The sequence below is a fragment of the Pseudomonas sp. R3.Fl genome, from assembly GCF_023516765.1.
In the GTDB taxonomy this organism is placed as follows: Bacteria; Pseudomonadota; Gammaproteobacteria; order Pseudomonadales; family Pseudomonadaceae; genus Pseudomonas; species Pseudomonas citronellolis.
Genome location: NZ_JAMGSO010000001.1, coordinates 5,717,845 through 5,729,648, shown reverse-complemented (window position 1 = coordinate 5,729,648; position 11,804 = coordinate 5,717,845). Strand labels below are relative to the sequence as shown.

Here is an 11,804-nt window from a genome sequence, read left to right as displayed (position 1 = left end):
GTGCCGTCATGCCTAGCTCTCCTCCCAAGCCCCGCCAAGCGCCGCAACGTGCGCCCCGCCAGGACGGCGAAGCCACCCGCCAGCGCATTCTCCTGGCGGCCGGCGAACTGTTCGCCGAGCGTGGCTACGCCGACACCACCAGCAAGGCCATCTGCCAGCGCGCGCAGTGCAACATGGCCGCGGTGAACTACCACTTCGGCAGCCGCGACGGGCTCTACCGCGCGGTGCTGCAGGACATGCACAAGCACCTGATCAGCTACGACCAGCTCGAACAGCTGACCCGCAACGAGCGCCCGCCCCGCGACAAGCTCGCCGGCCTGATCGGGGCGCTGACCCTCAACGTCGCCAACGGCCAGCGCTGGCAGGCACGCCTGTGGGCCCGCGAGCTGCTGACGCCCTCGCCCTTCCTCTCCGAACTCATCGACCAGGAGGCCATGCCCAAGGTGCGCCTGGTGCTGGCGCTGCTCGGCGAGGTCACCGGCATCCCCGCCCAGGAGCCGGCGCTGCTGCGCTGCCTGTTCAGCGTGATAGCGCCCTACCTGACGCTGCAGGTGATCAGCCGGGAAATCCCCACGCCGCTGACCGGCCTGTTCGAACAGCCGCCGGAAGACCTCGCCCGCCACCTGCAGCTGTTCGCCCAGGCCGGGCTGGAGGCGGTGGCGCGGGATTATCGCGACGGGCGGGTGTAGTACGGCGCTGGCCGGCCTACAGCGCCGCCGGTGGGGCCCATCGCGGACGGAGTCCGCTCCTACGGTTCCAGGAAGCACGGCTTTTCGTAGGATGGGTTGAGCGAAGCGATACCCATCGCCATGGCGGGTCGGGCCCGGAGTGCCCGGGAACAGGTGCTCCGGGCTCGAACCCGGAACGCGCCTGGAATCACGGTCAAACGGCGGATAACGCCGTAGGCGTTATGCGCCCTACGCAATGCCCAACCATGACGTAGGGCGCATAACCGTTCGCGGTTATCCGCCGCTGGAAACAAAAAGGCCGCACCCCGGTAGGAATGCGGCCCTTTCTCGTCCAGCGCCGGCGGGATCAGGCGGTAGCCCGTGCCTCGCCCTTGCGCTTGACCAGGTAGCAGATGCCCATCAGCACCACCCACACCGGGATGGCGTACACCGACACGTCGATGCCCGGGATCTGCAGCATGATGCCGAGGATGAACACCACGAAGGCCAGGCACAGCCAGTTGCTGAACGGGTACCACAGGGCGCGGAAGCTGGTGCGCACGCCCTCGCGGTTCTTGGCGCGGCGGAACATCAGGTGGGCCAAGCTGATCATCGCCCAGTTGATCACCAGCGCCGCCACCACCAGCGACATCAGCAGCTCCAGCGCCTGGTGCGGGATCACGTAGTTGACCACCACGCAGGCCAGGGTGATGAAGGCCGAGACGCCGATGGCCAGCAACGGCACGCCGCGGTCGTCGACCTTGGCGAAGGCGCGCGGGGCGTCGCCCTGCTCGGCCAGGCCGAAGAGCATGCGGCTGTTGCAGTACACGCAGCTGTTGTAGACCGACAGCGCCGCGGTCAGCACCACGAAGTTCAGCACGTTGGCCGCGACATCACTGCCCAGCAGCGAGAACACCTTCACGAAGGGGCTGCCGCTGTACGGGTCGCCGGAGCTGTTGATGCTCTGCAGCAGCGCATCCCACGGGTACAGCGAGAGCAGCACGGCCAGGGCGCCGATGTAGAAGATCAGGATGCGGTAGATCACCTGGTTGATCGCCTTGGGGATCACCTTCTTCGGTTCCGCCGCTTCTGCCGCGGTGATGCCCACCAGCTCCAGGCCGCCGAAGGAGAACATGATGATCGCCAGGACCATCACCAGGCCGGAAATGCCGTTGGGGAAGAAGCCGCCGTGGCTCCACAGGTTGCTCACCGAGGCCTGCGGGCCGCCGTGGCCGCTGGCCAGCAGCCAGATGCCGAGCAGGATCATGCCGATGATGGCGGCGACCTTGATGATCGCGAACCAGAACTCGGTCTCGCCGAAGGCCTTCACGTTGAACAGGTTGATGGCGTTGATCAGCACGAAGAACACCGCCGCGGTGGCCCAGGTGGGGAACTCCGGCCACCAGAACTGGATGTACTTGCCGACCGCCGTCAGTTCCGACATGCCGACCAGGATGTACAGCACCCAGTAGTTCCAGCCGGACATGAAGCCGGCGAAGCCGCCCCAGTACTTGTGGGCGAAGTGGCTGAAGGAACCGGCGACCGGCTCCTCGACGATCATCTCGCCGAGTTGGCGCATGATCAGGAAGGCGATGAAGCCGCCGATGGCGTAGCCGAGGATCATCGACGGGCCGGCGGATTGCAGGACACCGGCCGAGCCCAGGAACAGGCCGGTACCGATGGCGCCACCCAGGGCGATCAGCTGGATGTGGCGGTTCTTCAGGCCGCGTTTGAGCGAGCCTTCATGCAGATGGGGGTGTCCATCCATTGCGGGGTTCCTCGGTAGAGGGGGTTGGCATTTTTATCGTTATGGTGCGCGGGGTAAGCGCGAAGACTAACGAAAAACGGGAGCCCGAGAGCTCCCGTTTTCGATTTTCAGGCGTGAATCAGCGCGGGAAGGCCGGCGGGTTGACCCCTGCCATCTCTTCCATCACGCGGACCACCTGGCAGCTGTAGCCGAACTCGTTGTCGTACCACACGTACAGCACGACTCGGTTGTCGTTGCAGATGGTGGCTTCGGCATCGACCACGCCGGCGTGGCGGGAACCGACGAAGTCGGTGGAGACCACTTCCTGCGAGCTGACGAAGTCGATCTGCTTCTGCAGGTCCGAGTGCATGGCCATCTGGCGCAGGTACTCGTTGATCTCCTCGCGGGAGGTCGACTTGTTCAGGTTCAGGTTGAGGATGGCCATGGACACGTTCGGGGTGGGAACGCGGATGGCGTTGCCGGTCAGCTTGCCCTTGAGCACCGGCAGGGCCTTGGCGGCGGCGGTGGCGGCACCGGTCTCGGTGATCACCATGTTCAGCGGAGCGCTGCGGCCGCGGCGGCTGCCCTTGTGGAAGTTGTCGATCAGGTTCTGGTCGTTGGTGTACGAGTGAACGGTTTCGACGTGGCCGTTGACGATGCCGTACTGGTCATCGACTGCCTTGAGCACCGGCACGATGGCGTTGGTGGTGCAGGAGGCGGCGGAGACGATCTTGTCGTCGGCGGTGATCTCGCCATGGTTGATGCCGTGGACGATGTTCTTCAGCGCACCCTTGCCCGGGGCGGTGAGGATCACGCGGTCGACGCCGGCGCACTTCAGGTGCTGGCCCAGGCCCTCGGCGTCGCGCCACTTGCCGGTGTTGTCGACCAGCAGGGCGTTCTTGATGCCGTACTGGGTGTAGTCCACCGAGGACGGATCGTTGGAGTAGATCACCTGGATCAGGTTGCCGTTGGCGGTGATGGTGTTGTTGGCCTCATCGATGGTGATGGTGCCGTCGAACTTGCCATGCACGGAGTCGCGGCGCAGCAGGCTGGCGCGCTTGACCAGGTCGTTCTCGGCGCCCTTGCGCACGACGATGGCGCGCAGGCGCAGGCCGTCGCCGCCACCGGTCTTCTCGATGAGGATGCGCGCCAGCAGGCGGCCGATGCGGCCGAAGCCGTACAGCACGACGTCGGTGCCTTCGCGGGCGGCGCCGTTCTGCTTGCCGACCACGTCGGCCAGCTCGTCCTTGGTGAACTGTTCGATGCTGCGGCCATTACCCTCGGCCTTGAACTTGGCGACCATCTTGCCCAGGTCGACGGAAGCTGCGCCGAGCTTCAGGTCGCTCATGGCCTTGAGGATGGGGAAGGTGTCGTGGACCGACAGCTCGGCTTCGTCGGCCAGGCGGTGGCGGGCGAAACGGTGAGCCTTGAGGATGTCGATCACCGAACGGTTGATCAGGCCACGGCCGTAGATCGAGGTCACCACGTTGTTGTTGCGGTAGAGCTGGCCGATCAGCGGAATCATGGCTTCCGCGAGGGCTTCACGATCGATCCACTCACCGAGACACTGGTCGGGCTTCTGATTCACGGGCATTACCTTCCACATGTAGGAGAAGAAAAAAGGGGCTACATTATGACGGTGCAGGCCATCGCCGGCAATCTGCAGCGCTGCAAAGACTGACAGCCGTCAATCGGGATAGTTACAATCCACCCGGTCAAATTTCCGACCGGAGCCCGCTACGCCCGTGTCCGTATTGCGTATTCCCGCCTTGCCGGCCGCGGCTGGCAAGCAAACCTGGGGCAACCTGCCCGGCGCCGCCCTGAGCCTGGCGATCGCCGAGGCCGCCGCCCAGGCGAAACGATTCACCCTGTTGCTCACCGCCGACAGCCAGAACGCCGAACGGCTGGAGCAGGAGCTGCGTTTCTTCGCCCCGGACCTGCCGGTGCTGCAGCTGCCGGACTGGGAAACCCTGCCCTACGACGTGTTCTCGCCGCACCAGGACATCATTTCCCAGCGCGTCGCCGCCCTCTACCAGTTGCCCGGTCTCAAGCACGGCGTGCTGGTGGTGCCGATCAGCACCGCCCTGCACCGCCTGGCGCCGGCCAGGTTCCTGCTGGGCAGCAGCCTGGTGCTGGACGTCGGCCAGAAGCTCGACGTCGAGCAGATGCGCCTGCGCCTGGAAGCCGCCGGCTACCGCTGCGTGGACACCGTCTACGAACACGGCGAGTTCGCCGTGCGCGGCGCGCTCATCGACCTGTTCCCGATGGGCAGCGAGTTGCCCTACCGCATCGACCTGTTCGACGACGAGATCGAGACGCTGCGCACCTTCGACCCGGAGAACCAGCGCTCCATCGACAAGGTGCAGAGCATCCGCCTGCTGCCGGCGCGCGAGTTCCCCCTGCGCAAGGAGGCGGTCGCCGGCTTTCGCGCGCGCTTCCGCGAGCGCTTCGACGTCGACTACCGGCGCTGCCCGATCTACCAGGACCTGACCAGCGGCCTGACCCCCGCCGGCATCGAGTACTACCTGCCGCTGTTCTTCGAGGAAGGCGAGACCTCCACCCTGTTCGACTACCTGCCGCAGGACACCCAGGTGTTCTCCCTGCCGGGCATCGAGCAGGCCGCCGAGCAGTTCTGGAACGACGTGCGCAGCCGCTACGAGGACCGCCGCTACGACCCCGAGCGGCCGCTGCTGCCGCCGGCCGAGCTGTTCCTGCCGGTGGAGGACTGTTTCGCCCGCCTGAAGAACTGGCCGCGCGTGGTGGTCAGCGCCGAGCCCGTCGAGCCGGGCGTGGGCCGCGAGAGCTTCCCCGCCGAGCCGCTGCCGGACCTGGCCATCGAGGCCAAGGCCACGGAGCCGCTGGCCAAGCTGCGCCGCTTCATCGAGGAATTCCCCGGGCGCATCCTGTTCAGCGCCGAATCCGCCGGGCGCCGCGAGGTGCTGCTGGAACTGCTGGCGCGGCTGAAGCTGCGCCCCGGCGAGGTGGACGGCTGGCCGGCGTTCCTCGCCCAGCCCGAGCGCCTGGCCATCACCATCGCGCCGCTGGACGACGGTCTGCTGCTGCAGGACGAGGTGGCGCTGATCGCCGAGAGCCCGCTGTTCGGCCAGCGCGTGATGCAGCGCCGGCGCCGCGAGAAGAGCCGCGACGGCGGCGAGAACGTCATCAAGAACCTCACCGAACTGCGCGAAGGCGCGCCGGTGGTGCACATCGACCACGGCGTCGGCCGCTACATGGGCCTGATCACCCTGGAGATCGACGGGCAGAGCGCCGAATTCCTGGCCCTGCAGTACGCCGACGAGGCCAAGCTCTACGTGCCGGTGGCCAACCTGCACCTGATCGCCCGCTACACCGGCAGCGACGACGCCCTGGCGCCGCTGCACAAGCTCGGCTCCGAGGCCTGGCAGAAGGCCAAGCGCAAGGCCGCCGAGCAGGTCCGCGACGTCGCCGCCGAACTGCTCGACATCTATGCCCGCCGCGCCGCGCGCAAGGGCTATGCGTTCAAGGACCCGCAGGCCGACTACGCCACCTTCTCCGCCGGCTTCCCCTTCGAGGAGACGCCGGACCAGCAGGCGGCCATCGACGCCGTGGTGGCCGACATGCTCGCCGACAAGCCGATGGACCGCCTGGTCTGCGGCGACGTCGGCTTCGGCAAGACCGAGGTGGCCATGCGCGCCGCCTTCGTCGCCGTGCACAGCGGCAGGCAGGTGGCGGTGCTGGTGCCCACCACCCTCCTCGCCCAGCAGCACTACAACAGCTTCCGCGACCGCTTCGCCGACTGGCCGGTGAACGTCGAGGTGATGAGCCGCTTCAAGACCGCCAAGGAAGTCGAAGGCGCGATCGGCCAGCTCGCCGAAGGCAAGGTGGACATCGTCATCGGCACCCACAAGCTGCTGCAGGGCGACGTCAAGTTCAAGAATCTCGGCCTGGTCATCATCGACGAGGAGCACCGCTTCGGCGTGCGCCAGAAGGAGCAGCTCAAGGCCCTGCGCAGCGAGGTGGACATCCTCACCCTCACCGCCACGCCGATCCCGCGCACGCTGAACATGGCCGTGGCCGGCATGCGCGACCTGTCGATCATCGCCACGCCGCCGGCGCGCCGCCTGTCGGTGCGCACCTTCGTCATGGAAGAGCAGAAGGCGGTGATCAAGGAAGCGCTGCTGCGCGAGCTGCTGCGCGGCGGCCAGGTCTACTACCTGCACAACGAGGTGAAGAGCATCGAGAAGTGCGCCCGCGACCTGGCCGAACTGGTGCCCGAGGCGCGCATCGGCATCGGCCACGGGCAGATGCACGAACGCGATCTGGAACGAGTGATGAGCGACTTCTACCACAAGCGCTTCAACGTGCTGGTGGCCTCGACCATCATCGAGACCGGCATCGACGTGCCCAGCGCCAACACCATCCTCATCGAGCGCGCCGACAAGTTCGGCCTGGCCCAGCTGCACCAGCTGCGCGGGCGCGTCGGCCGCAGCCACCACCAGGCCTACGCCTACCTGCTCACGCCGCCGCGCAAGCAGATGACGCCCGACGCCGAGAAGCGCCTGGAAGCCATCGCCAACGCCCAGGACCTGGGCGCCGGCTTCGTCCTGGCCACCCACGACCTGGAAATCCGCGGCGCCGGCGAACTGCTCGGCGAAGGCCAGAGCGGGCAGATCCAGGCGGTGGGCTTCACCCTCTACATGGAAATGCTCGAACGCGCGGTCAAGGCCATCCGCAAGGGCGAGCAGCCCAACCTGGAGCAACCCCTGGGCGGCGGCCCGGACATCAACCTGCGGGTGCCGGCGCTGATCCCCGAGGACTACCTGCCCGACGTGCACGCGCGGCTGATCCTCTACAAGCGCATCGCCAACCAGCTGGACGAGGACGGCCTGCGCGAACTGCAGGTGGAAATGATCGACCGTTTCGGCCTGCTGCCCGACCCGGCGAAGAACCTGGTGCGTCTGACGCTCCTGAAACTGCAGGCGGAGAAGCTCGGCATCGTCAAGGTGGATGCCGGGCCCCAGGGAGGCCGGGTAGAATTCGCCGCCGATACCTGCGTCGACCCGCTGGTGCTGATCAAGCTGATCCAGAGCCAGCCGAACCGCTACAGGTTCGAAGGCGCGACCCTGTTCAAGTTCCAGGTGCCCATGGAGCGCCCGGAAGAACGCTTCAACACCCTCGAGGCGCTGTTCGAGCGCCTCGCGCCCAACGTTTCCTAAAGGACCAGTATGTTCCGCTACCTGCCGCTGCTGCTTGCCCTTATCGCCCCGGCGAGCTTCGCCGACGACCTCTACCAGGTCGAACTGATCCTGTTCCAGCAGGAAGGCGACGTCGTCTACTCCAGCCAGCCGGCGCCCGACGACTGGGCCAAGGGCGCCCAGCCGCTGGGCGAGGACAGCCGCCGGCCGACGGCGATGGACGCCCAGGCCAACAAGCTGGCCCAGACCCAGGGCTACCACGTGCTGATGCACAAGGCCTGGAAACAGTCCATCGGCGACACGCCGGTGAAGATCGCCCTCAGCGAAGGCCGCCAGCAGGATGACCACTTCCCCGTGGAAGGCACCATCAGCCTGCGCCAGCAGCGTTTCGTCGACACCCAGGTGGACTTCTGGATCAACCAGTTCGGCGCCGACGGCCTGCTCGCCAACAGCCAGCACATGGTCCAGGACGTCAGCCTGAAGAACGACGTGCTGGCCTACCTCGACCACCCCAGCCTGGGCATGCTGATCCGCGTCAGCCCGCTCAACGCCAAGCCGACCACCCCGCCGCCGGCGGAGATGCAGGAAGAGGCGCCGGCCGGGCAACCGCAGCAGCCCGCCCCGGAAGCCCCGGCCAACGGCGGCTTCGACGCCCCGCCGGCGAGCGAGCCCGACCAGCAGTAAACCCGCCCTGAAGGCCGCGCCATGGTTCCGTTCGCCGAACACCTGCAACGCATCCCCTGGCGCCGCCTGTTCCCCGCCGTCACCCTGGTGCGCGGCGAGGCCTACGCCCGCGAGGGCCGGGTGCAACTCAGCCGCCTCACCGAGCGTGCGCTGGACAGCCTGTGCCAGGGCTCGGGCGGCAACCGCTACCGCCAGCGCATCAGCTTCTCCCGCAGCGGCGACACCCTCGACTGCCAGTGCGACTGCCCGGTCGGCTTCGACTGCAAGCACTGCGTGGCGGCGCTGCTGCAGTTGCTGGAGGAACAGCCGGCCTCCGCTGCCACGCCGTCGCCACCTCCGCCCGCGCCGCCGCCAGTCAGCCAGCCCGCCAGCAACCTGTCGCCCCTGCTGCAGACCTGGCTGAAGAAGCTGCCCGCGACCCTCAAGGCGCAGCCGGCAGCCCGGCAAGCGTACAGCGCGCCCCTGCACTACCGGCTGACGAAGAGCGGCCGGGTGTTCATCCATACCGCGGCGTACGGCGAGGACGGCCGCCCCCTGGGCTACCCGCGCATCCAGTCGATCGCCCTGGCCCTGGGCCGCGGCGTCGCCGAGCAGGACCGGCCGATCCTGATGCGTGCGCTGGGCGCCGCGGGCGTGCAGCCCCACGACAACGAAGTGCTCCTGCAAGGCAGCGATGGCGCCGAGCTGCTGACGCTGCTCCTGCGTAGCGGGCAGCTGTTCCTCGAACTCGACGACCTCTCCAGCCGCCTGCAGCCGGGGCCGGAGCTACCCGCCCGGCTCGCCTGGCACTACCGCGAGGACAACTGCTACGCCATCGCCTGGGAAACCGACGCCGAGCCCCGACCGCAACTGCTGACGCAACTGACGCCGCCCTGGTACGTCGACCGCCAGGGCCGGCGCGCCGGGCCCCTGCGCCACGGCCTGCCCGACGCCCTGGCCGGCTACCTGCTGAACGCCCCGCCGGTACCGGCGGAGCAGGCCACGCTGTTCGCCCTGCAACTGAAGGAACTGGCGCCCACCGCGCCCTTGCCGGTCTCCACCGGCGAACGCCGGCTGGATGACGTGCAGCCGGTGCCGCACCTGCGACTGAGCACCCTGCGCGACCACATCTTCGGCGACCGCGACAAGCACCAGGCCTGCCTCGAATTCGCCTATGGCAAGGAGCGCGTGCACGGGCCGGCGCGCAGCGGCCAGCCGGTCCGCTATCTGGAGGACGGCGCCTTCGTCGTCGTCGAGCGCCAGCCCAAGGCCGAGCAGGCCTTGCGCAAGGTCCTGCAGCGCCTGGGCCTGAGGAAGCTCGACAAGGGCGCAACGTCCCACGGCCTGGAAAGCCGCTACGACTGCTACCGCCCGGTCGACGACGGGCAATGGGCGCGCATCGTCCGGCAGCTCCCGGAGCTGCGCGCCCAGGGCTGGGAGGTCGAGATCGACGCGGACTTCCCCTTCGACTTCAGCGAGGTCGAGGACTGGTACGCCCGCATCGACGAAGAGCCCGGCCACGCCTGGTTCGACCTGGAACTGGGCATCGTGGTCGACGGCCAGCAGATCAGCCTGCTGCAACCGTTGCTGGAACTGATCCGGCATCGCCCTGCGGCGCTGCATGGCGGCGCCGGTGCCGAACTGCCGATCCGCCTCGATGCCCGCCGCCGGGCCGATGGCAAGCCCCTGAGCGTGAGCCTGCCCCTGGCCCGCGTGCAGGCCATGCTCCAGCTCCTCGAAGGCCTGCTGCTGGCCAGCGCGCAGCGGGACGACGCCAGCCTGCGCCTGTCGAGCGCCGACGCCGGCCTGCTCGCCCCGCTCGACGAACACCCCCTGCACTGGCAGGGCGGCGAGCGCCTGCTGCGCTTCGCCAAGCGCCTGCGCGGCCACCAGCAACAGCCCTGCGCGGCGCCAGCGGGCTTGCGAGCCGAACTGCGCCCCTACCAGCTTCAGGGCCTGGCCTGGATGCAGGCGCTGCGCGAACTGGAAGTGGGCAGCATCCTCGGCGACGACATGGGCCTGGGCAAGACGCTGCAGGTGCTGGCGCACATCCTCACGGAGAAGCGCGCCGGGCGCCTGGACCGCCCGGCCCTGGTGCTGATGCCCACCAGCCTGGTGGCCAACTGGCAGGACGAGGCCGCGCGCTTCGCCCCGGACCTGCGCGTGCTCACCCTGCACGGCAGCGACCGCCACAAGGGCTTCGACGAGCTTGGCCAGTACGACCTGCTGCTCAGCACCTACGCCCTGCTGCCGCGGGACATCGAGGCGCTGAACCGGCAGCCGCTGCACCTGGCGGTATTCGACGAGGCGCAGTACCTGAAGAACGCCAGCAGCAAGTCGGCCCAGGCCGCGGCGAAGCTCGACGCCCGCCAGCGCCTGTGCCTGACCGGCACGCCGCTGGAGAACCACCTGGGCGAACTCTGGGCGCTGTTCGACCTGATCATGCCCGGCTGGCTGGGCGATGCGCGCGGCTTCGCCCGTCTCTACCGCAACCCCATCGAAAAGGCCGGCGACAGCCAGCGCCTGGCCCACCTCAACGCCCGCATCAAGCCCTTCCTGCTGCGGCGCAAGAAGGAACAGGTGGCCAGCGAGCTGCCGCCCAAGAGCGAGATCACCCACTGGGTGGAACTCAGCGACATCCAGCGCGACCTCTACGAGACCGTGCGCCTGGCCATGGACAGCAAGGTCCGCGCGGAAATCCAGCGCAAGGGCCTGGCGCGCAGCCACATCGTGGTCCTCGAAGCCCTGCTCAAGCTGCGCCAGGTCTGCTGCGACCCGCGCCTGCTGGACAGCACCCTGCCGGCGGTAGGCTCGGGCAAGCTCGCCGGCCTGCTGGAAATGCTCGACGAACTGCTGGAGGAAGGCCGCCGCGTGCTGCTGTTCTCGCAGTTCACCTCGATGCTCGAACTGATCCAGGCGGAGCTGGAGCAACGCGGCATCCCCTACGCCCTGCTCACCGGCGACACCCGCGACCGCCGCCAGCCGGTGGAAGACTTCCAGCGGGGCCGCGTGCCGCTGTTCCTGATCAGCCTGAAGGCCGGCGGCACCGGCCTCAACCTCACCGCCGCCGACACCGTGATCCACTACGACCCCTGGTGGAACCCGGCGGTGGAACAGCAGGCCACCGACCGCGCCTACCGCATCGGCCAGGACAAGCCGGTGTTCGTCTACAAGCTGATCGCCCGCGGCACCCTGGAAGAGAAGATCCAGCAGTTGCAGGCAAGGAAGGCGGCGCTGGCGGCCGGCGTATTGGAAGAAGGCAAGGACGGCGGCCTGCAGCTGCAGGACAGCGATATAGACGCCCTCTTCGCCCCTCTGCCGAAAACCTGACCTGCCGCACGATTCTCATGTAGGAGCGCGCCCTGCGCGCGAAATCGCGGGCAGGGCCCGCTCCTACAGCCCACCGGGAGGCATGGCGTTCCATTGTAGGAGCGGACCTTGTCCGCGATCGCCGGACGATCCGGCGCGATTCGCGGATGAGATCCGCTCCTACGGGTACGCCCTCACACCATACGCGCGCCCTGCGCCCGAAATCGCGGGCAGACCGCGCCG

At 68.1% G+C, this 11,804-nt stretch carries 6 protein-coding genes; 4 read left to right on the top strand and 2 right to left on the bottom strand.

Annotated elements, in window-relative coordinates; genetic code table 11:
• Positions 1-8: 8 nt before the first annotated feature.
• On the top strand, positions 9-689 hold the full coding sequence (locus M8R19_RS25310; protein WP_074979896.1) for a TetR/AcrR family transcriptional regulator: 681 nt from the start codon (positions 9-11) through the stop codon (positions 687-689).
• Between the two features lie 346 nt (positions 690-1,035).
• Here M8R19_RS25310 and M8R19_RS25305 read toward each other — a convergent pair whose 3' ends face one another.
• Together M8R19_RS25305 and M8R19_RS25300 are read right to left on the bottom strand one after the other, a co-directional pair.
• Positions 1,036-2,436, bottom strand: a complete 1,401-nt coding sequence (locus tag M8R19_RS25305) for an amino acid permease (RefSeq protein WP_116424877.1) — start codon at positions 2,434-2,436, stop codon at positions 1,036-1,038.
• Between the two features lie 118 nt (positions 2,437-2,554).
• Complete coding sequence (locus M8R19_RS25300; protein ID WP_074979902.1) at positions 2,555-4,021, bottom strand: glyceraldehyde-3-phosphate dehydrogenase; 1,467 nt, start codon at positions 4,019-4,021, stop codon at positions 2,555-2,557.
• Between the two features lie 139 nt (positions 4,022-4,160).
• On the opposite strand from M8R19_RS25300, the gene mfd reads away from it, so the two are divergent.
• From mfd to M8R19_RS25285, 3 genes are read left to right on the top strand one after another with little or no spacing between them, the layout of a single operon-like run.
• Positions 4,161-7,610, top strand: coding sequence for a transcription-repair coupling factor (mfd, locus tag M8R19_RS25295; protein ID WP_249919260.1), 3,450 nt, complete (start codon positions 4,161-4,163; stop codon positions 7,608-7,610).
• A gap of 9 nt (positions 7,611-7,619) precedes the next feature.
• Positions 7,620-8,273, top strand: a complete 654-nt coding sequence (locus tag M8R19_RS25290) for a CsiV family protein (protein WP_074979907.1) — start codon at positions 7,620-7,622, stop codon at positions 8,271-8,273.
• 21 nt (positions 8,274-8,294) lie between these two features.
• Positions 8,295-11,582 carry a DEAD/DEAH box helicase gene (locus M8R19_RS25285; RefSeq protein ID WP_249919259.1) on the top strand — a complete coding sequence of 1,096 codons (3,288 nt, stop codon included), beginning with the start codon at positions 8,295-8,297 and terminating at the stop codon, positions 11,580-11,582.
• The last annotated feature ends 222 nt before the right edge of the window (positions 11,583-11,804 follow it).

Excerpts from the sequence above, each read along its gene's own strand:
- M8R19_RS25310 (WP_074979896.1), top strand. The coding sequence starts at position 9 with ATGCCTAGCTCTCCTCCCAAGCCCCGCCAAGCGCCGCAACGTGCGCCC.
- M8R19_RS25305 (WP_116424877.1), bottom strand. The coding sequence starts at position 2,436 with ATGGATGGACACCCCCATCTGCATGAAGGCTCGCTCAAACGCGGCCTG.
- M8R19_RS25300 (WP_074979902.1), bottom strand. The coding sequence starts at position 4,021 with ATGTGGAAGGTAATGCCCGTGAATCAGAAGCCCGACCAGTGTCTCGGT.
- M8R19_RS25290 (WP_074979907.1), top strand. The coding sequence starts at position 7,620 with ATGTTCCGCTACCTGCCGCTGCTGCTTGCCCTTATCGCCCCGGCGAGC.
- M8R19_RS25285 (WP_249919259.1), top strand. The coding sequence starts at position 8,295 with ATGGTTCCGTTCGCCGAACACCTGCAACGCATCCCCTGGCGCCGCCTG.